The organism is Ottowia caeni (assembly GCF_050821495.1).
In the GTDB taxonomy this organism is placed as follows: domain Bacteria; phylum Pseudomonadota; class Gammaproteobacteria; order Burkholderiales; family Burkholderiaceae_C; genus Ottowia; species Ottowia caeni.
Window position 1 is genome coordinate 2,806,693 of the sequence record NZ_CP151080.1, and the last position, 21,840, is coordinate 2,828,532.

Genomic DNA, 21,840 nt, shown 5'->3' on the forward strand with positions numbered 1-21,840 from the left:
AAGTGAATGGTGCCAGCGTCGAGCGTCAGAGTCCGTTTAATTCGACGCCCCCGGATTCGCTCATTCCGCGCCAGTTCTTGAAACTTTCGCTCATCAGTTTCCAGGTTGGGATGGTGACAATTGTCTTGTCCCAGTTCTGAACCTTGACCGTATTCAACGCGATGTCGATCACATCGCCATCCGCGCCAGCCTGCGGCATCTCGATCCAATCGCCCACGCGAAGCATGTCGTTGCTCTCGATCTGCAACCCCGCTGTGAAGGATTTGATGGTGTCCTGGAAGATCAGCATCAGCACAGCAGACATCGCGCCAAAACCAGACAACACGATGAGCGGAGACTTGTCTGCAAGCGCTGCGATCATGACCACTAACGCCGCAACTCCTACAATAATCTGACCGAGCTGAACGTAAGACTTGATCGAGCGAGACTTGAACTCCTCTTTCGCTGAATCAAGCTGGTTAAATACATCCAGCGAAACATCCAATGCCTTGAATATCGCGCGCGCGACAAAAAACACGGTTAACGCAGCCGCCACATTTTCTGCCACCGTGACCAACTTGTCCGGCAGGTGCGGCACAAAGCGCACTCCAACCTGTAGCACCAGGGTAGGCACGATCTGCGACATGCGCAAGAGCACCTGAGGATGCAAAAGTACAGAAGCCAGCCCCTTTCCAGACGAAGCTCTCAATCCGCCAAGCGCACGAGCTATCACATGTCGCGCCAGCCAAGTAGCCACTACACAGGCCGACACCAACGCCAACACGCCGATCAGCGTCTGCACCCAGGTTTCGGATAGAGAAAATTCTGGCAAAAGCAATGTGTTATCTCCTTATGGATTATGGGGATTAACAGGCATTAATCGCCTGCATGTGGGCCACGTATCCATTCAGGTTGCGCAACTGGGAATGGTTTGGACCTCTCTTAGAGGGACTTGTCGGGGATCATTAGGTTCCCCGAAAAGTCAGCCACTCCAGTCAAAGACGCGTCGGATCATTTCAAGCGTCGGTCGGTCTTTTTATATCAGACGTCAATTGCGCCAGCAGAATCGGCCTGCTTGCGAAGCTCGAATTTTTGAATTTTTCCCGTGCTGGTTTTGGGCAGTTCGCCGAACACGACCGCCTTGGGAACCTTGAATCCCGCAAGATGCGCCTTGCAATGCGCCACGATGTCACGCTCGGTAACCTCGGCGCCCGGTTTGAGCTCAATGAACGCGCAAGGCGTTTCCCCCATTTTGGATCGGGCTTTGCCACCACCGCGGCGGCCAGCACGGCAGGATGTCGGTACAGCACATCTTCCACTTCTATGGACGAAATGTTCTCGCCGCCCGAAATGATGATGTCCTTGCTCCGATCCTTGATCTTGATGTAGCCGTCAGGGTATTGCACCGCCAGGTCGCCTGAATGAAACCAGCCACCAGAGAAGGCTTCCTGAGTGGCCTTGGGGTTCTTCAGGTAGCCTTTCATGGCAATGTTGCCGCGAAACATAATCTCGCCCATGGTTTCGCCGTCCATGGGAACGGGCTCCATGGACACAGGATCCAGCACGCGAGCGTCCCGTTGCAGGTGGTACCGAATGCCCTGGCGGGCATTCAAGCGCGCACGCTCGCCAATATCGAGCTTCTCCCAGGCGTCGTGCTGGGCGCATACCGTGGCAGGCCCATAAACCTCTGTCAGACCGTACACATGGGTCAGATCGAAGCCCATTGTTTCCATGCCTTCAATCATGGAAGCTGGGGGTGCCGCACCAGCCACCATGGCCTTGACCCCTCTTGGAACGCCCGCTTTCATTTCCTGCGGCGCGTTGACCAGCAGGCCGTGCACGATCGGTGCCCCGCAATAGTGTGTAACCCCGTGGTCGCAGATGGCGTCAAAAATAGCCTTGGGCTCTACCCGGCGAAGGCAAACATTGACCCCAGCGCGTGCCGCCACCGTCCAGGGAAAGCACCAGCCATTGCAATGAAACATGGGCAGTGTCCAGAGGTACACCGCGTGCTTGGGCATGTCCCATTCGAGAATATTGCTGATGGCATTCGTCGCTGCACCCCGGTGGTGGTAGACCACGCCTTTTGGGTTGCCGGTGGTACCGCTCGTGTAGTTGAGCGCAATGGCGTCCCATTCGTCGCCCGGATACTTCCAGTCGAATGCCGCATCGCCCTGGGCGACAAAGGCATCATAGGCGAGACTTCCGATCTTCTCCCCTGAGCCGTGGGCCACATCTTCGACGTCGATCACCAGCAGGGGCTCCTGGGATTTGCGCAGGGCCAGCGCCCGCTTTGCTACAGGGGTGAACTCAGGGTCCACAATCAGCACCTTGGCTTCGCCATGGTCAAGCATGAAAGCAACCGCTTCGGGGTCAAGCCGGGTATTGAGCGCATTCAACACTGCTCCGGCCATGGGCACGCCAAAATGCGCCTCGACCATGGGCGGCGTATTCGGTAGCATCACTGCGACGGTATCGTTCTTTCCAATACCCGCTTGCTCCAACGCACTCGCCAGTTGACGGCAGCGCGAATAGGTTTCGGCCCAGGTGCGACGCAACTTACCGTGCACGATCGCCAGACGATCAGGATAGACCTCCGCAGTGCGCTGTATGAAAGAAAGCGGCGTGATAGGCGCAAAATTGGCCTCGTTGCGAGGCAAATCGACATCAAATATGCTGGGCACGCGAATCTCCTGGCAGAAAAATTCTCAGCCGATCATACTCAGTCCCCCGATGAGAGCTTGAGGAAAATGGAAGTCGCGGAAGCCGAGCCTGCGCCTGACGCACAATACAAGGGTGTCCATTCCCCAGCATTTCATTCAGGAGCTTCTGGCTCGCGCCGACGTCGTGGAGATCGTCGGCCGCCACGTACAGCTAAAAAAACAGGGGCGAATTTTTCAGGTTTATGCCCGTTTCACAGTGAAAAATCACCATCTTTCACCGTTAGTCCGTCCAAACAGTTCTATCACTGCTTCGGATGTGGGAAGAACGGCAACGCGATTGGCTTCCTCATGGACCACACGGGTGCCGGCTTCGTGGAGGTGGTGCATGATCTCGCCCAACAATATGGCATGCAGGTGCCAGAGGACGAGCGCAGTCCAACCGAACGAGCGCGCGTGGCAGAAGAGACTGAGAAACGCGCCACGCTGAGCAGCGTGCTCTCCAAAGCCGCTGAGGCCTATCGAAACCAACTAAGACACTCGACGCGCGCCATAGACTACTTGAAGAAACGCGGACTATCGGGCCAAGTGGCGCGTGATTTCGGCCTGGGCTACGCCCCCGAGGGGTGGCGGGCGCTGGCAAGCGTATTTTCAGACTATGCAGATCCGTTGCTCCAGGAGTCGGGCCTCGTCATAGTGTCCGAAGAAGACGAGAACAAGCGCTACGACCGCTTTCGCGACAGAATCATGTTTCCGATCCGTAGCGTCAAGGGAGACGTGATCGGTTTTGGGGGTCGTGTGCTGGGTGACGAAAAGCCGAAGTATCTCAACTCCCCCGAGACTCCGGTCTTTCACAAAGGCCGGGAACTCTACGGATTGTATGAGGCACGCCACGCGCTGCGCGAACATGGCTACGCGCTGGTCACGGAAGGCTACATGGACGTCGTGGCCCTGGCCCAGCTGGGTTTTGCCAATGCGGTGGCCACTCTGGGAACGGCGTGCACGCCGGAGCACGTGCAAAAGCTGTTTCGGTTCACCGATAGCGTCGTGTTCAGCTTCGACGGCGACGCCGCTGGCCGACGTGCCGCCCATAAGGCCCTGGAAGCTTCCCTGCCCTTTGCGACCGACGTGCGCAGCATCAAGTTTCTCTTCCTTCCTTCTGAGCACGACCCGGACAGCTTTATCCGGGCCGAGGGCTCCGACGCTTTCGCCCAGGCAGTCAAGCAGGCGGTTCCGTTGTCACGCTTCCTGCTCGACGTGGCAGCCGAAGAGATCGAATTGGCCACCGCCGAAGGCCGCGCGCACTTTGCCGCCAAGGCCAAGCCCCTCTGGGAGCTGTTGCCCACTGGTGCGCTGGGGCAGCAACTGCTGGGCGAAATCGCAGGCCAGGTTCAGCTCGGTACCCATGAGTTACAAGCACTTTGGGGTATCCGGGTGGCCGCACCCCGAAGCCAGGATCGGACTGATAACGCGCGCCTGTACGGGAGGAATCAGAAGACAAGTGCATACAAGCCGACGCGCCCACTCATGAGTGCCGGCCGGCGCTCACTTCCCGCCAGCCGCGCAGCGCGCGCGCTACAGATTGTGTTAACAGACCCCGGCGCCTGGGAGACCTTGAGCGCCGCCGACCACCAGCTTCTGTGCGAACTGCCACCGCCCCACGGACCACTCTTCACCTGGCTCGATGGTCAGTTCCACGATTTTGGACCTCAGCCCTGGGGCGCGTTGCGCGAGGCCTTGCGCGGTCACGACCTTGAGGCGGCCGCAGTCGCCGAGGTTGACAAGGTCCCGCCAGAGATCGAAAGCGATCCGGCCGAGCTGCGCAACATCCTGACACTTGAAAAAAAGCTCGCGACGCTGCCGACATGCAGCGGGCAGCGGAGTCGGGAGACATTCACAGCCTGCAGCGCTTGTTGCAAAGACGAAGTGACGCGAATGGTGATAACTCGAAAAAAATAGCCAAAACCCTTGAATTAGCCCTTGAATTCGAGTAGGTTTGGCTATAATTAAGAGCTAACCTCACGGCAAGAGCGACAGCAGCACCTCCGGACCGGCCAAAACGTTTCACACGAAGCGTACCCTAGCGTTGGGGGCGGCCAATATACCGCAAGGACTGCACACCAAATGTTCGCCCTCCCATCTTGCCCGGGCAGAAATAGTCTTGCGCCTTAGCGTTGTGCTGATGCGGTTTGATGCGACTGCATCGCGCAACACAGACATATTCCGCCCACTGATTCGACGCATCGCTTTACCAGATACGCCCATGTCCGCTTCGAAAACGACCGCCACAACTGCCGCCGCCAAGCCGGCGGTAGCCAAAACCGCTGCAAAAACCGCGTCCAAGACCGCCAAGGACAAGGATCCGGCACTCGACACCGAGCAAGCCGAGGTCAAACCCAAGAAACCGGGCCGACCTGCTACCAAGACAGCGGCCGCCAAGCGGGGGAAGGCGAGCCCTGCCAAATCGGTGCGCGAGGAAGAAGATCTGTCCGACATTGAGGCCGATCTCGAAGGGGAACCCGTGGTCGAAGCACCGGCCGCTGCAGAAAAGGTCAAGCCCCTGCGCATGAAAATCAGCAAGGCGAAGGAACGCGCCTTGATGAAGGAATTCGGCCTGGACGAAACCGTCCTCACCGAAGAGGAAATGCTCAAGCGTCGCTCCAACCTGAAGACGCTGCTGAAACTGGGCAAGACGCGCGGCTACCTCACGCACGTCGAAATCTCCGACCATCTCCCCGACAAACTCTTCGACGCCGAAACGCTCGAAGCCGTCATCGCCACGCTGAACGACCTGGGTGTGGCCGTTTACGAGCAGACGCCTGACGCTGAAACCCTGATCATCACGGATAACGCGCCCACCGGCTCCAGCGAAGAAGAAGCTGAAGAAGCCGCAGAAGCAGCGCTCTCCACGGTCGACAGCGAATTCGGCCGCACCACCGACCCCGTGCGCATGTACATGCGCGAAATGGGCACCGTGGAGCTGCTCACTCGCGAAGGCGAGATCGAGATTGCCAAGCGCATTGAAGGCGGCCTGATGACGATGATGGAAGCGATCAGCGCCAGCCCCGCCACGATCGCCGAAATCCTGCAGATGGCCACTGAGATCCGTGAGGGCAAGGTGGTCATTTCCACCATCGTCGACGGTTTCTCTGACCTGAACGAAAACGACGACTACGTTGCCGAAGAAGACTTCGACGAATACGACGAAGACGACGACGATGATGGCAAAGGCGGCTCCAAGGCGCTCACCAAGAAGCTGGAAGAACTGAAAAACCAGGCGCTGGAGCGCTTCGACCGCATCGCCGATCTGTTCGAAAAAGTGCACCGCATCTACGACAAGGAAGGCTGGGGCACGCCCGCCTACGTGAAGGCTCAGGAAGCCCTATCGAGCCAGTTGATGACCATCCGCTTCACCGCCAAGACCATCGAAAAGCTGTGCGACATGGTGCGCGGCCAAGTGGATGACGTCCGCAAGAAAGAGCGCGAGTTGCGCCGCATCATCGTCGACAAGTGCGGCTATCCGCAGGAAATGTTCATTGCCGACTTCTCTGGGCGCGACAAGGCGGGTAACCGGGTAGCCTCCAACTTGCTGAACTTGCAATGGGTTGAAAAGCAAGCCACTGCCGGCAAGAGCTGGAGCGCGATCATGGAGCGCAACATTCCGCCGATCCAGGACCTGCAGCAAAAGCTGATTGACCTGCAGTCGCGCGTGGTAGTGCCGCTTGACGAACTCAAGGGCATCAACAAGCGCATGAATGAAGGCGAAGCCGCCAGCCGCGATGCCAAGAAAGAAATGATCGAGGCCAACTTGCGCCTGGTGATCTCCATCGCCAAGAAGTACACGAACCGTGGGCTGCAGTTCCTGGACCTCATCCAGGAGGGCAACATCGGCCTGATGAAGGCGGTTGACAAGTTCGAATACCGCCGAGGCTACAAATTCTCGACCTACGCCACGTGGTGGATCCGCCAGGCCATCACCCGCTCGATCGCCGACCAGGCGCGCACCATCCGTATTCCGGTGCACATGATCGAGACGATCAACAAGATGAACCGAATCTCGCGCCAGCACTTGCAAGAGTTTGGCTTCGAGCCTGACGCCGGCATTCTGGCCGAGAAAATGGAGATTCCGGAAGACAAGATCCGCAAGATCATGAAGATCGCCAAAGAGCCGATCTCCATGGAAACGCCGATCGGGGACGACGACGACAGCCACCTGGGTGATTTCATCGAGGATCAAAACAACACCGCACCAGCCGATGCTGCCATGCAAGCCGGCCTGCGTGATGTGGTGAAAGACATCCTTGATGGCCTGACTCCGCGCGAAGCGAAGGTGCTGCGCATGCGCTTCGGCATCGAAATGAGCACCGACCACACTCTCGAAGAAGTGGGCAAGCAGTTCGACGTCACACGGGAACGCATCCGCCAGATTGAAGCCAAGGCGCTGCGCAAGCTGAAGCACCCCAGCCGTTCAGACAAGCTGCGCAGTTTTATCGATTCTCTGTAATACTTCAGTCTTGCGAAGTGATTTCAGCCGAACGGCAGCCCTGGTTGCAGGATCCGTTCTAAACTGAAGTTTCTGATCCACAGAAGCTGGCCAGCGTAACCTCCGCGGCCAGCTTCTTTTTGTTCGAAGCATCTCCTGACCTGACCGCGGTCCAGGCGATTGTTTCAGCCTTTTTTACTACATTCCGAACGTTTCCAAATGAATCCCGACGCCGCAACACTCTGGAAAGGCCGACGCTGGACCCTGGCAATTTTGCTTGCAGTGCTGGGCATGCTGGGGCCGTTCTCGATCGACACCTACATCCCAGCATTCGCATCAATCGCCAAATCCTTGCAGGCCACCCCGGTGGAGATGCAACAGACGCTCTCAGCGTATCTGTTCGGCTTCGCCTTCATGAACCTGTTCCACGGTGCCCTGTCCGACAGCTTTGGCCGTCGGCCAGTCATTCTTTGGGGGCTTGCAGTATTCACGCTGGCTTCGCTCGGCTGCGCGCTGTCGCAAAGCGTTGGTCAACTCATTTTTTTCAGGGCGCTCCAGGGGCTATCTACCGGTGCGGGCATTGTCGTGTCGCGCGCCGTCGTACGCGACATGTTTCCGCCCAGCGAGGCACAGCGCGTGATGAGCCAGGTGACAATTTTCTTTGGTGTGGCGCCTGCACTGGCTCCGGTGGTGGGCGGTGTGCTCGCCGAGGTCTTGAGCTGGCACGCGGTTTTCTGGTTTCTTGTGGGTGTTGGGGTCGTGCTGTGGGTGATCAACTGGCGCATGCTGCCTGAAACACTGCACCGCAACGACCGCCAGCCTTTTCAATTCGGCCACCTTATGCGCGGCTACTGGCTGCTATTGAGCGACGTGCGGTTTCTGCTGCTGGCCCTGGCCTCGGGCGTGCCTTTCAACGGCTTATTCTTGTATGTGCTCTCTGCCCCTGCATTCCTGGGTGACGTGCTCCAGTTACGGCCTACCCAGTTCTTCTGGTTCTTCATCTTGAGCATCGCCGGAATCATGGCGGGCTCATGGCTTTCTGGCCGCAAGGCCGGCAAGGTGTCGCCCAAGAATCAGATCATGCAGGGCTTTCGCATCATGCTCGCTGTGTCGGTGGTGAACATTGTCGCCAATGCACTGTTCGATCCGCACCCGCTGTGGTCGCTGTGGCCAGTTACCGTGTTTGCGTTCGGCTGGGCACTGATGGTGCCGGTGGTCACGCTGCTGGTGCTGGATCTGCACCCTGAACGGCGCGGCATGGCGTCATCTTTGCAGGCCGTGGTCGGCTCCACGGCCAACGGCATCGTGGCCGGGGTGGCGGCGCCTCTGGTGATGCATTCGGCCATGGGGCTGGCACTGCTGTCTGCCGCCTTTCTCGCCGTGGGTCTGGGCGCCTGGTTATGGCTGCGCAGGCGCTGGCCGGAGATTGGCTGATCTTAGGCAAACTGAAGCTTGACTGGAAGTACCTCCCCGATGCATGGGTGGTTAACACGCAACACCTGAGGCCTAGCCGTCAGCCTAATATTATTCACGCCATCAGCGCAGAATTGTTGATTCACATGCCTGATCGCCTCCGGGACGGCCCGGAGCGCTTCTAAGAACTGTTCAAAGTTCCGTGGGGACGGCCCCGCACGCCACTTCCCTCGGAAAAATTTATGTCCTGGTTTCTACTTTTCATTGCCGGCCTGTTTGAAATTGCTTGGGCTATCGGCCTTAAATACACCCACGGTTTTACGCGTCTGTGGCCTTCAGTCGTCACGGTTGCCGCCATGGCTTTAAGCGTCACGCTTCTCGGCCTGGCTATGCGCACCCTCCCCGTTGGCACGGCCTATGCAGTGTGGACGGGCATAGGTGCGGTCGGCACCGTGATCCTGGGTATTGTGCTGTTTGGAGACCCAGCCAACGCCGCGCGGCTGGTGTGCGTCGCGCTCATCGTGGCGGGCATCCTGGGGCTAAAGCTGACCAGCTGATTGAATAGTACCGCCAGTTACCGCGTGGAGGCCACTCGCGGCTGAAGTCGCTCCTGCAGGAATACCCATCTTGAGATTTAGAACCTGTTGACCAGCTTATTGGGCCACCACGGCAATGCCTCTCAGCTGCCCGGCTTTCGCCTTGCGCTCCGGCGCCGGATACTTCTCCGGATCAAGCCGGTGCAGCAACTCAGCTTCGCGAATGCGCGCCAGCATCACGTTGGCCTGCTTTACATGCCCGAATCCACGCATGGAAAGAGGTATGGCGGCAATATCCACCGCCAGGCGCAGATTGTCTGAGTCCAATTGCGGCAGCAGTTCACGCACACGGGCTTCGTATTGAACTATCAGATGGCGCTCCATTTTGCGCTCGTGCGTTCGGCCAAATGGGTCCAATGCACTGCCACGCAGCGCCTTGCCCTTGGCAAGCAGCCGCATGAACGGCAACATCCAGGCGCCTAGCTCAATTTTGCGCGGGGGTTCGCCATTTTTCGCTGAACTGACAAGCGGCGGCGCCATGAAAAAGCTGAGCTTGAGATCGCCCTCAAACTGCTGCTGCAAGGCTTTGTGAAACGCTGGGTCGGCATAAAGGCGCGCCACCTCATACTCGTCCTTGTAGGACATGAGCTTTAGCAGGCTCTGAGCCACGGTGCGGGTCAGGCGCTCGCTTCCTGAGTCAATCGCTTGCTCGCGCGCTTGCACCTGGCGGACCAAAGCCACGTAACGTTCCGCGTAGGCAGCACTCTGATAGGCCGTCAGGCGACTCACGCCACCGGCAATAATGCCTTCGAGCGAATCAGTCGCAATTGCGTCTGACGATGCCTGCGCACCCTCACCCAGCAGCGCTTGGCATGAAGCCGGGTCGGCCGCCGCGAGACGCCCAAGAGAAAATGCCAGCTGGTTGGCCGGCACCGCCACCCCGTTGAGCTCAATCGCCCGCTGCAAAGCCGTCAGGCTCACGGGCACCAAGCCGCGCTGCCACGCATAGCCAAGAGCCAGAATATTGGCCGTGACCGTGTCTCCCAGAAACTCCTCCGCCAGCGATTGAGCGTCGAAAGTTTCAACCCGATCGGCGCCAGCTGCAAAGCGCAACTTTGCCAGTAACCCTTGTGTCTTCAGGCTGGCGTCGGGATTTTTCAAGGATTCAGCCACCGGCGTCTCGTGCACGTTGGCCAGAATGCGCGTGCGACCATGACGAACCGTGCCCAGTGCCTCTGGCTGGGCGGCCACCACCGTGTCGCACGCCAGAATGGCGTCGGCCTGCTGAGTGTCAATGCGGACCTGGTTAAGGCGCTCGGGCACATCAGCAAGACGCAGGAAGCTCAGCACCGCCCCGCCCTTTTGCGCGAAACCCATGAAGTCGAGCACCGAGGCGCTCTTGCCCTCGAGGTGCGCGGCCATGGCTACCACAGCCCCTACGGTCACCACGCCGGTACCTCCGACACCCGTCACAAGAAGGTCGTAGGGCCCAGTCCACCGGTGCACCGAGGGCAACGGAAGGCTCTCTACCAGACGTGTGAGTGCATCTGCCCCGCCCTTGCCTGCCGAAGCCTCCGCGAGCGCGCCCACCTTCTTGCGCAGTTTGCCTCCGCGGACACCCACAAAGCTCGGGCAGAATCCCTTGGCACATGAGTAATCCTTATTGCACGCAGTCTGGTCGATCTTGCGTTTGCGGCCCAGGCTGGTCTCGTGGGGCAGCACGGCTACGCAGTTGCTCTGCACACTGCAATCGCCACAGCCTTCGCAGACTGCCTCATTAATAAAAAGACGCTTATCCGGATCTGCCAATTCGCCCTTCTTGCGGCGCCGCCGCTTCTCTGCAGCACAGGTCTGCTCGTAGATCAGCACGGTGACGCCTTCCACCTCGCGCAACCGGCGCTGAACCGCGTCAAGCTCGGCACGGTCGTGGAACTCAGTACCCTCGGGAAAGCGGCTCCTGATGGCGTCGTATTTGCCGATGTCGTCAGATAGCACCACCACCTGCTTGACGCCCTCGCTTTCTACTTGCCGGGCGATTGCATCCACGCTGATGACGCCATCCACGGGTTGGCCGCCAGTCATCGCCACCGCATCATTGAACAAAATCTTGTAGGTCATGCGCGCCTTGGCTGCCACCGCCTGGCGGATGGCCAGGTAGCCTGAGTGGTAATAGGTGCCATCACCCAGGTTCTGGAATATGTGCGGGACCTTGGTGAACATGGCGTGCGAGACCCAGTCAACTCCCTCGCCTCCCATCTGGATCAACCCTGCCGTGTCCCGGTCCATCCAGTTGGCCATGAAGTGGCAGCCAATTCCCGCGCGCGCGGTCGAACCTTCAGGCACCACAGTGGAAGTATTGTGGGGGCACCCAGCACAAAAATACGGCAGACGTTTCACGCTGTCCGACTCGTTGGAAAGCAATTCGGGCAGTGTGAAGTCTCGTACGAAGGCACGCCGGTCGGCAAACTGCGGAAAGTGGCGAATCAGCCAATCGGCCGCAAGCTCAATGAGGCGCGAGGGGCGTAATTCACCCAGGGAAGATATGAGTGGATGGCCCTGTTGATCGTGTTTGCCCAGAATGACGGGGCGCACCGGCGAGTTGTAGAAAAGTTCGCGCATCTGCGTTTCCACCACCGCACCCTTTTCCTCCACGACCAGGATCTCCTTCAAGCCCTGCACGAACTCCTGCATGCGTGTGGTTTCAATTGGGAACGACAGGCCAAGCTTGTACAGGCGCACGCCGGCTGCCGCCAGCATGTCGCGGGTGATCTCGAGCCTGCGCAGCACTTCCATGAGATCGTAATGCGCCTTGCCACAGGTCACAATGCCCACCGTGGCCTGCGGCGATTCGATCACATGGCGGTCGATCGAATTGACCTTGGAAAATGCCGCCACCGCTTTCAGCTTCTCGGCCAATCGGGACTCGATCTGGAGAGAAGGAAGGTCTGGCCAGCGGTAATGCAAACCGTCGGGCGGCGGCGTATGGCCTGTGACTGCATGGACTGCCTCATTTCCTTGCCAAGCGGCCACCCGTGCATTGATAGCGTCGAGATCGACCGTGGCTCCGCTTTCAACCACTTCAGACAACGCCGTCATGCCGACCCAATTGCCGCTGTAGCGCGACAACTGCCAGCCATACAGACCAAACTCCAGGTATTCGGCCACGTTGGCTGGTGACACAACGGGCATATGAAACGCCTGCAGGAGCTGGTCGCTCTGGTGGGGCATGGAAGACGAGACGCATCCGTGATCGTCCCCAGCTACCACCAACACTCCGCCATGTGGCGAGGAGCCGAAAGCATTGCCGTGCTTGAGAGCATCGCCAGCACGATCCACACCGGGCCCCTTGCCGTACCACATCGAGAAAACACCTTGGCACGTGCGCTCAGGGTCGCTCTCTACGCGCTGCGTACCCAGCACCTGCGTGGCACCCAGTTCCTCGTTGATGGCCGGCACGAAACGGATGCCGGATTCGGTAAAGCGTGTGCCCGCCTTCCAGATTTGCTGATCGAGCATGCCCAGGGAGACCCCCGGTATCCGGAAACAAACCCTCGGGTATCGAGGCCCAGGCGCTCGTCGCGCTGGCGTTGCATAAGCAGCAGGCGTACCAATGCTTGTGTGCCTGTCATGAACACCTGACCTTCTCGCGCCCAGAGGCTATCAGCCAGACGGTAATCGGGGTGTCGGATGGCAGTGTCAGTCTGAGCCATGTGGTGTCTCCAGCAGCGTGATCTAGTCAACTATTTCTAAAACCAAAGCATAGTCATTTCAGTGCAAATTGGTTTCTTATTATTCAGTTAGATGGCATTATATGGATTGTTATATTCTCCAAAAATGCCATGAATGAGAAAATTAATCTCGACTCACACAGCCTGTTGATTTTGCAGGAGTTGCAGCGCGATTCACGCCAGACTGTCCAGCAGATCGCGGATCGCGTGGGGCTCTCGCCCACGCCTTGCTGGAAGCGGATCAAGGAAATGGAAGCCACCGGAGTCATCAGTGGCTACACGGCGCTGGTCGATCGGGCCAAGGTGGGTCTGAACTTGCTGGTCGTGGTGGAGGCCAACCTGAGCCAACACACCGAGGAGTTGGTGCGCCAGTTTGAGCGCGCCGTGGCCGCCACACCCGAAATCGTCCGATGCCTGTCCACTACGGGCCAGGCCGACTACATACTCACGGTGCTGGTGCCAGGCATCTCCGAATACGAGCAGTTTCTGCACACGACGCTGTTCAAGTTGCCTGGGGTCACGCATGTCCGATCCTCGATCGTGCTCAAGGAGATCAAGGCCGAGGTACGCTTACCTGTCGTCATCCACGCACACCCTCCTACGCAGCCAACGCCTTCGAGTCGGGCGAGGAAACGTGCATCTTCTTAATGGGTTGGCCACCACGGTCCCCACGGTCACCACGGTCACCACGGTCACCACGGTCACCACGGTCACCAGGTGCATCCGAAGAGATTGATCTTCTTTGGTTCTCATTCTCAATACCCTTCTGGCATTCTGGTTTTTGGTTGAAGTAAGTCAAGGACGGCCAAGCCTGCTGAACTGAAGATCAATCTGCCCGGACGGATATTCAAGCGGCCATCGCCGGGCCAGACAGCAAAAGGCCGCTCCGTTTACACGGAAAGAACATGATGAACATCACGAGGAAGTCCAAGCTCTCCCCCTTGGCAGCTGTGCTGGCCACCAGCCTGCTTCTTGGTTCTTATGCCATGGCTCAGAACAAGCCAGCCGCGGGCGGACATCAGGCTGATGTCACGCCGGCTGAACAAAGATACCAGGGTGCGCCGTCACCGCTGGCGAGTGAGCCCATGCACCAGACCAGCAACCCCAAGGCTCCGCCCATGACACAGGCTGAGTTTGACCGGGCCCGCCAGATCTATTTCGAGCGCTGCGCAGGGTGCCACGGCGTTCTGCGCAAAGGTGCAACCGGCAAGGCACTGACACCCGACCTCACGGTTCCCAAAGGCACCGACTATCTGAAGGTGTTCATTGGATACGGCTCTCCCGCAGGCATGCCCAACTGGCTGACCTCGGGCGACTTTGACGAGAAAACCGTGGACTTGATGGCGCGCTACATCCAGCACGACCCTCCCACACCGCCCGAGTTCTCGCTCGAAGACATGGAAAAGTCCCGCAAGGATTACATTCCTGTCGCACAGCGGCCGAAGAAGAAGATGAACAATTACAACATCAACAACATCTTCTCAGTGACGCTGCGTGACGCCGGAGAGGTCGCACTCATCGACGGCGACACCAAAAAAATCATCAACGTCGTCAAGACCGGCTACGCGGTACACATCTCCCGAACCTCTGCATCAGGTCGCTACCTGTACGTGATCGGGCGTGATGCCCGGCTCAACCTGATCGACCTGTGGATGGAGAAGCCCGACAACGTTGCGGAAATCAAGATCGGCCTGGAGGCACGAAGCGTCGAAACCAGCAAGTTCAAGGGCTGGGAAGACAAAATTGCCATTGCCGGAACCTACTGGCCGCCTCAGTTTGTGCTGATGGATGGCGACACGCTCAAACCGCGCAAAGTCGTCTCTACCCGCGGCATGACGGTGGACAACGAATACCACCCCGAGCCACGCGTGGCAGCCATTGTTTCCAGCCACCAGAAGCCTGAGTTTCTGGTGAACGCCAAGGAAACCGGCAAGATCTGGATGGTCGACTACACCGACCTGGAAAACCTGAGAACCACGCAGATCGATTCGGCCAAGTTCCTGCACGATGGCGGCTTTGACTCCACACGCCGCTATTTCATGACGGCTGCGAACTCTTCCAACAAGATCGCTGTGGTCGACACCAAGACGAGCAAACTCGCAGCCTTGGTCGACGTGGGCAAGATCCTCACCCTGGACGCGGTGCCAACTTCAAACATCCGAAATACGGACCAGTATGGGCTTCCTCCAGCCTGGGCGACGAGAGCATTGCTGTCATCGGTACGGATCCTACCGGCCACAAGGCCCAAGCATGGAAAGTTGTGCAGAGCCTCAAGGGCCAGGGCGGTGGCTCTCTGTTCATCAAGACGCACCCCAAATCCAGCAACCTGTGGGTAGACACAACGCTCAATCCTGACGCCAAAATCAGCCAAAGCGTGGCGGTCTATGACATCAAGAATCTGGACAAGCCACCACAAATTATCGACATCGCGGGTTGTGCAGGCCTCAAGGACGACGGAGCGAAGCGCGTGGTTCAGCCCGAGTACAACCAGAAGGGTGATGAGGTCTGGTTCTCTGTATGGAGCGCGAAGGACAAGGAATCCGCCATCGTGGTGGTTGACGACAAGACGCGCACCTGCAAGACCACCATCAAGGACGCCAAGCTGGTGACCCCAACAGGTAAGTTCAACATCTACAACACCCAGCACGACGTCTATTGAACCTCGTAAGCGCTGCGTGCCATCCTTCCAGGGTGCGCACGCAGTGGTTGGATCTTGGAGCGTGTTGACGATTTTTGGCGCGAGGGCCGTTGTGATACGCCAATGATTTCCGCCATTTCAATGAATCTGGAAACGGCAATCCAGGAGTTTTTATCTGATGCGTCCGGGGTTCCGCCCCCGCATCTCAGGGAGACCGCATGCCGACGACTGAACTTCCCGCCGGCATCGACGAGGTCGATGCTCGCCTGATCGACCGGCTGCAGCAATCGCTGCCGCTCACTGAGCGCCCCTTCCGGGATATTGGGGCCGAGTTGGATCTGGATGAAGATGAGGTACTGCACCGGCTGCAACGCATGCTTGGCCGTGGTGTTCTCTCACGCTTCGGCCCCTTATTCCACATCGAACGTGCGGGGGGCAATTCATTCTGGCCGCGCTGGAGGTGCCCGAAGACCGCTACGCAGAGGTAACGGCGCTGGTTAACTCGTTGCAAGAGGTGGCACACAACTATCGACGGGAACATTCGCTCAACATGTGGTTCCTCGTCGCGGCCGAAACACCTGGAGAGGCATGGGCTGCCTGTGATCAGATCGAAGCCGTCACCCACCTGCAAGTGCATTGCTTTCCCAAGGAGCGCGAATACTATGACGGCCTTTACTTGCCGCTACGGGCAAAGGCAACGGTGCAACGCGAGCCTCACTGCAAAGATTCAAAGAACATCAGCATCAGCCATTTCGACAGAGAGCTGATATTCGCCACCCAAGCGGGCCTTCCTATTGTGCCCCGCCCTTACGACAGCATTGCCGCCCTTCTCGGTACAGACGGTGAGGCTGTGCGCAAGCGCTTTAGTGAGTTGCAATCTGCAGGCATGGTGCGTCGCATCGCGGCGGTGCCGAACCAATACCAGTTGGGCTACGTGGCCCACGGCATGAGCGTGTGGGATGTCGACGACGAAGAGGCAGACAGACTGGGCGAGCTCATAGGCAGCCAGCCAGCCGTGAGTCACTGCTACCGCCGCCCACGCAAGCCTGGCTTGTGGCGCTACAACCTGTTCGCCATGCTGCACAGCCATTCGCGCGAAGAAATACTTGACCAGGCGGAGAAAATCGCCGAACTACTAGGCCCCGCCTGTCATGCACACGAGGTGCTCTTTACCAATGAAATTCTGAAGAAGACAGGGCTACGACTAAGAAAGGCCGCTTGATGCACTAACCTTAAGCTGGGAATGCCCTAGTAAATTCCGGCTCCCAACCCGGCGGCAAGCCCTTCTCCCAGCTCTGCGCACCGCGCCAAATCCTCCGGCTCGATCGTTTTGGGCGCCAAAATGCGTTCGGGCGTCTGTGCGTGAGTGCAGACAATCAAGCCCGGGGCGACGGACTTGAGCCTCCAGCCGGTAGCGATGCGGTCAATCTGGCGCAAGGCATTCTGCCCATCGCTTCCAGCGCAGATCATCACAGCGTAAGGGCGTCCGTTCAGCCGATCCAGCACGGGGTAGTAACAGCGATCGAAGAAATCTTTCATGATGCCGGCAACGGCGGCGAGGTTCTCAGGAGCCGCAAAAATGTAGCCGTCCGCTGCAAGCAGGTCCTCAGGACCAGCCTCGGGCGCACGCAACAGTCGGACCGCGACACCCTCTTGTCCGCGTGCGGCCCCGGCGGCTGCCTCGGCCATCTGGCGCGTGCCGCCGGTGTATGAGTAGTAAACAACGAGCAGAGTCTTCATGATGGTTGAATTAAACCTGGAATCGGCGACGTAGAAACATGTCAACCGAAATGTGATTGGCAAGCAAGTTGCACTATGAAAACTTCCTATTCATGGGCGCTCTCCGCAGCATTAACCTTTGCGTGCTCCGCAAACCTGTGTGCAAAGGCGGCGCCGGGAGTCACCACGGATGCTGGCTCTGTGTTCGCACAGCAGTGCAATGGCGTCCAAAGTGCCCCTCAATACAGTCAAACCACTTGGGGTGAAGCCTACATCGCATCCAGCCGCACTGAAACTCCTGGGTGGCGAGAATGGCCGTCCTCCCCTCAATGGACTGCGGATCCCAAGAACCTGTTCGTGGTGGTTGAGGGTGGTGACCGGCCTGGAGTCACACTGCTAGACGGTGGGCGCCTCGAACCCATTCATCGGTTCACCTTGCGTTCTGCGCTGCGTGGGGTTCCCAAGTTTGCACCCGATGGGCGCTATGCGTACTTCGGCTCCAATGATGGCTGGATTACCAAGGTAGACCTATGGAACCTCAGAATCACTTCTGAAATCCGGGCCGGCATCAACCTATGCGACATGGTGCTCAGCAGTGATGGCAAATGGCTGATGGCTGCCACCGAAGCGCCGCACACGCTGGCGCTATTCGATGCTGACTTGAATCTCCGTAGCACCTATTTCGCGAACACCCTGGATGGGAGGCAAAGGTCCCCCATATCTGCGGTTTACGACGCCAGACCACGCAAAAGCTTTATCGTCGCGCTCAATGACATCCCCGAACTTTGGGAAATCAGCTACAACCCCGCTGCTGAGCCGATCTACGACGGCTTGGTGCACGATTACAAGATGGGTGAAGGCATTGCCAAACCTGGGTACCTCGGAGTGCGTCGCACGCGACTTGATGCCCCCCTCAAAGAGCTTGCTTTTGACGAGAGCCACGCATACGCCTTGGGTACCTCCCAAATGCGAGTTGACGAATCATCGATCGTGCAGGTGGTGAACTTGGACGTGCGCCGCAAAATCACTGAACTGGTCGTCAAGGGCAAACCCAACTTAAGAGCCAGCATTACGTTCGAGTATCAAGGCACCAGGGTATTGGCCGTCCCCAACCTGCATACGGGGGTCGTCAGCGTCATTGACGTGAAGACTTGGAAACTGCTGAAAAATATAGAGACCCCTGGCCCCGGTTATTTCATACGCAGTCACGAGGCCACACCGTACGCCTGGACTCACTCGATAAATCGCCCTGCGGACGGGCATGCACTAACCATTATTGACAAACGCACACTCGAAGTTGTAACCAGCGTTATGTACCCTTATGGGCAAGCAGTGACGGGCCTTGAGTTCACAGCAGATGGTCATCACGTGCTGGTCAGCTTGTCTGGGGACCACGGCTTCCTGATCATCTACGACGCTGCCACGCTCAAGGAAATCAAACGCCTGCCCATGCGCAATCCAACTCAAATCAGCACTCCCTCTCCGCCCGTGTTGCCTCGGCGCTGATTTCGCGCGCTGCGGTGATTCCGCCTGACTTGGTGGTTGGAACCTTTGCATACTCGGGAGTTGCCATAAGCATGGCCATGTCTGGCTCCCATATGCCAACGCCGGAGCGGCAATGTCCTTGACAGCCGTTCCGAACAACGATTGCTCCTGCACGGTCGCCGCAGAACGCCTCTCTTCGGCGCCCGTTTCCTGCCAGACGGTGGCTCAAAGCGAACTCCACGGCATGAGGGCGACGCATTTGCTGCCCAAGTTCAAAGTTTATACAGACCCTAAAGATCCGACCGCAACCGTTTCCCTGATTGATGCTCCGCCAGGCTGCCTGGTCATACGCCGGTACGTGGAATACAACTGGAAGCCTCCTCGCTGAGGGGCTGCGCACTAACCAGGAAACGGCCGCTTCAACGCGGCTGGTAATTGGCGAGTTTCTCCGTATCCGCGATGTGAATGTCGCGCTTGTCCACGCTGATGAGCCCCGCTGATTCGAGCTCATGCAGCACGCGTGAAAAATACTCAGGCGTCAGGGACAAGCGCGAGGCAATGGACGCCTTGCTCACAGGAAGCGACACGGTGACCGACTTGGGCGCTATCTCACTCTCACTCTCGTTGTCGCCGATCAAATCACTCAAGAGGTAACCGATCACCCGCTGCACGCCGCTATGCAGTGAATAGGCTTCAACGTCTTTAATCAGACCGTGCAGGCGGCGCGAAAGGCCGGCCATCATCCGCATGGAGAAACGCCAGTCATTCTGGATTTCGCGCAGCACTGCGGTTTTGTCGATGCGCAGCAAGAGCGTGTCAGAAAGGGTTTGCGAGCTCACGATGTAGGGTGCATCCAGAAACATCACAGCTTCGGCAAAGGAACGCCCTGGGCCACAGAGCTCGATCACCTTCTCGACACCGGTCGACGAGATGACGAAAAGCTTGACTTGGCCCAGCACGACCACATAGAACTCTTCGCACGGCTCGCCCATGCGAAACACGGGCTTTGCTCGTTCTAGCCGGACGAGCGAGCATCCCTCGGCCAAACGTTTGAGCTCGTCTTCACGCATGTCGAAAAACAAGGGAAGCGTGCCTAAATAGCGGGGCAGGTTGAACTTGTCAAAACTCACGGGTTACAGCCTAACGTGCCAACAGACTAGTTCACATCCTAACTCGAAACTGGCAGTAGTATGATGGTTCTACATTTCGAAATTTATCTGGAAGCCGCAGTCAGCCGCACATAAACTTGCGTCAGCGCGCGCGCCAATTGTTCTGGCCGGTGTACCAACGCATAGCCCTGCGTGCCAAAAAGGCGGGGCAGGTAAGCATTGGCCGTCTGGTCAATGGTGACGCAAAACGGCGTTAGACCGGCTTGCCTAGCCTCATGCACGGCGTGGCGCGTGTCTTCCAGACCATGCCGCCCTTCATATTGATCCAGATCGTTCGGCTTGCCGTCAGACAAAATAAGCAGCAAACGCTGGCGTTCAGGCCGCTCGCTCAGTCGCTGAGTAGCATGGCGGATAGCCGCGCCCATGCGGGTGTAAAAGCCCGGCCGAATGGCCATCACGCGCTGGCGCGCACCCTCGTCCCAGCCTTCCGAAAATCGTTTGATTTCGTGTATTCGAATGGCTCGCCGAACTGAAGAGAATCCCAGCATTTCGAACGGGTCGCCCACCCCCTCCAGTGCGTCACCAAACACGAAAAGGCTGTCGCGGACCAGATCAATCACGCGTGCCTGCTGGGTAGCATAAGCGTCGGTAGAAAGCGACAGATCTGCCAGCATGATGGTGGACAGGCTGCGCTCCGAGCGCACACGGCGCGAGAAAATGGGCGGTAATTCACCATGGCGGGCATCGCCGCTGCGACGATCGACCTGAAATCTCACCCAGTCATCAAGGTTCAACTCATCGCCCTGCGTCAAACCGTGCTGCCACCGTGGGGCTGCGCGCAGAGCCTCGAAGCGCCGGCGCACCTGTCGCGAGGTGGTTTTCAGATGTTTGGCACTTGCCGGCAGCGGGCCCGAAGATGGCGCATCACCATTTTCCCGAAGCGGCTCCCGAGCCCGCAATCGCTGCACTCGGCATCTGTCTGGCACCAGCACGCCTTTTTTGTAATCCCATTCAGGGAGGGGTTCGCCCTCGCCTGCGGGCAGGTCGTCGGCGCTGGGACTAGGCAGGTCCAGATCGAACTTGATTCGGGCAGCCAAAGTCTCGCCGGGCTTGCGGTGAGCCAGATGAAGCTCCTCCATATCGTCAGCCACCTGACTGTAGTCCTGGTTGTCCTCGTCGTCGCCGGTGCGGTTGACTCGCACGAACTCGCTCCAGCTAAGAATGGATTCGGCTCTAAAAAACATGACCAAGCCATCTTTGCTGGTGGTGTCTTCCGAGCGTTGGGCACGGCGACGTTTGGCATCTTGCTTGATGGGCTTCTTGTCCTGCTCCTTCTCTTTCTTGGGCTCAGCGGCCGACGGGTCGTCCTCTTGCGCTGAAGGAGTGGCTTGCGAAGCCTCGCTCGCCTGCAGCCACAGCCATACGGGAGCCACCGTGCTGGGTTGCGCAGATGGCAAAGTGCCATCCTTCAGGTTATTTCCAATGGCACCCTCTTCAACCGGAACGATTCCGTCGGAATTCGAGTCAAGTGCGATGCTGGCAGCCAACGCATCTTGGATGCGCCGCTCCATCTCCCGCACGCCCCGGCGAAGGCTTGCCGGGTTCGGTCGCTGAGCCAAATGCGCGTGGACCAGACGCTCATAACGCGTGCGTAGGCCGGGAAACAACTCAAGCGCACGATGAGTAGCAGAGACATTCTGTGCCAGCCAGCCGTTCGCCGTGGTCTGATGGCAGGCACCTTGTGCTGCCAGCCAAAGATACAAATCGCGGTTGAGCTGCCTGTCCGGGAAAACCGCAATAACCGGAGGCAGTGCGAGTGTTTCATCATCAAGCGTGGTGAGTGCCGCGCGTTCGCCCTGCCCTGCTATTTTTTGCAACCATCCGCGTGGGCCACCTATCTTCTGCTCGGTAGCCGGCGCCACACGCACGAGCGGATCGCCCCCTCCTGCGCGGAACAGCATTTGAACAGCTCGGGTGACCTCCTCCAGCTGAACAGCAGCGTGACGATAGCTGACATCAGCCGCCCGCCAAATGAAGCTGTGCCAACGCTCGCCAACCCATTCTTCCATATTGGTTACCCGTGAATCGGG

12 protein-coding genes and 3 pseudogenes are annotated in these 21,840 nt (G+C 58.4%); 9 read left to right on the top strand and 6 right to left on the bottom strand.

The window, feature by feature from the left end:
* Positions 1 to 25: 25 nt before the first annotated feature.
* On the bottom strand, positions 26 to 817 hold the full coding sequence (locus AAAK34_RS13340; protein WP_431777372.1) for a mechanosensitive ion channel family protein: 792 nt from the start codon (positions 815 to 817) through the stop codon (positions 26 to 28).
* Between the two features lie 203 nt (positions 818 to 1,020).
* Positions 1,021 to 2,663, bottom strand: a pseudogene (locus AAAK34_RS13345) (acyl-CoA synthetase).
* A 112-nt stretch (positions 2,664 to 2,775) separates the two neighbouring features.
* On the opposite strand from AAAK34_RS13345, the pseudogene dnaG reads away from it, so the two are divergent.
* The 4 genes and pseudogenes from dnaG to sugE all read left to right on the top strand — a co-directional run.
* Positions 2,776 to 4,079 (top strand): annotated as a pseudogene (gene dnaG / locus AAAK34_RS13350) (DNA primase); the annotation flags it as partial.
* An 823-nt stretch (positions 4,080 to 4,902) separates the two neighbouring features.
* Complete coding sequence (gene rpoD, locus AAAK34_RS13355; protein ID WP_231695965.1) at positions 4,903 to 7,143, top strand: RNA polymerase sigma factor RpoD; 2,241 nt, start codon at positions 4,903 to 4,905, stop codon at positions 7,141 to 7,143.
* A 198-nt stretch (positions 7,144 to 7,341) separates the two neighbouring features.
* Positions 7,342 to 8,556 carry a multidrug effflux MFS transporter gene (locus AAAK34_RS13360; protein WP_231695964.1) on the top strand — a complete coding sequence of 405 codons (1,215 nt, stop codon included), beginning with the start codon at positions 7,342 to 7,344 and terminating at the stop codon, positions 8,554 to 8,556.
* 221 nt (positions 8,557 to 8,777) lie between these two features.
* Positions 8,778 to 9,092, top strand: coding sequence for a quaternary ammonium compound efflux SMR transporter SugE (gene sugE / locus AAAK34_RS13365; RefSeq protein ID WP_231695963.1), 315 nt, complete (start codon positions 8,778 to 8,780; stop codon positions 9,090 to 9,092).
* Positions 9,093 to 9,188: 96 nt separating this feature from the next.
* Here the strand turns inward: sugE and AAAK34_RS13370 are convergent, their stop codons facing one another.
* Positions 9,189 to 12,587, bottom strand: coding sequence for an indolepyruvate ferredoxin oxidoreductase family protein (locus tag AAAK34_RS13370; RefSeq protein ID WP_431777373.1), 3,399 nt, complete (start codon positions 12,585 to 12,587; stop codon positions 9,189 to 9,191).
* Between the two features lie 323 nt (positions 12,588 to 12,910).
* Between AAAK34_RS13370 and AAAK34_RS13375 the strand changes: the two genes are divergently transcribed.
* The 4 genes and pseudogenes from AAAK34_RS13375 (at position 12,911) to ahbB (ending at position 16,659) form a co-directional block, all read left to right on the top strand.
* The gene (locus tag AAAK34_RS13375) at positions 12,911 to 13,447 is read left to right on the top strand and encodes an Lrp/AsnC family transcriptional regulator (RefSeq protein WP_231695961.1); all 537 of its coding nucleotides are present in this window, start codon (positions 12,911 to 12,913) and stop codon (positions 13,445 to 13,447) included.
* 470 nt (positions 13,448 to 13,917) lie between these two features.
* Positions 13,918 to 15,458, top strand: a pseudogene (locus AAAK34_RS13380) (cytochrome D1 domain-containing protein).
* Between the two features lie 197 nt (positions 15,459 to 15,655).
* The gene (locus AAAK34_RS13385; RefSeq protein WP_431777374.1) at positions 15,656 to 15,925 is read left to right on the top strand and encodes an Lrp/AsnC family transcriptional regulator; all 270 of its coding nucleotides are present in this window, start codon (positions 15,656 to 15,658) and stop codon (positions 15,923 to 15,925) included.
* Entirely contained in the window at positions 15,898 to 16,659 is a 762-nt protein-coding gene (gene ahbB, locus AAAK34_RS13390) for a siroheme decarboxylase subunit beta (protein ID WP_431777375.1), read from the top strand. The genes AAAK34_RS13385 and ahbB overlap by 28 nt, the downstream gene beginning before the upstream one ends.
* A 26-nt stretch (positions 16,660 to 16,685) precedes the next feature.
* On the opposite strand, the gene AAAK34_RS13395 is transcribed toward ahbB, so the two are convergent.
* Positions 16,686 to 17,177: an NAD(P)H-dependent oxidoreductase gene (locus AAAK34_RS13395; RefSeq protein WP_231695960.1), complete on the bottom strand. Its 492-nt coding sequence runs from the start codon at positions 17,175 to 17,177 to the stop codon at positions 16,686 to 16,688.
* 75 nt (positions 17,178 to 17,252) lie between these two features.
* Between AAAK34_RS13395 and AAAK34_RS13400 the strand changes: the two genes are divergently transcribed.
* Complete coding sequence (locus tag AAAK34_RS13400; RefSeq protein ID WP_231695959.1) at positions 17,253 to 18,662, top strand: cytochrome D1 domain-containing protein; 1,410 nt, start codon at positions 17,253 to 17,255, stop codon at positions 18,660 to 18,662.
* Positions 18,663 to 19,060: 398 nt separating this feature from the next.
* On the opposite strand, the gene AAAK34_RS13405 is transcribed toward AAAK34_RS13400, so the two are convergent.
* Entirely contained in the window at positions 19,061 to 19,771 is a 711-nt protein-coding gene (locus AAAK34_RS13405) for a Crp/Fnr family transcriptional regulator (RefSeq protein ID WP_231695958.1), read from the bottom strand.
* Between the two features lie 83 nt (positions 19,772 to 19,854).
* Positions 19,855 to 21,819, bottom strand: coding sequence for a VWA domain-containing protein (locus tag AAAK34_RS13410; protein ID WP_231695957.1), 1,965 nt, complete (start codon positions 21,817 to 21,819; stop codon positions 19,855 to 19,857).
* Between the last annotated feature and the right edge of the window lie 21 nt (positions 21,820 to 21,840).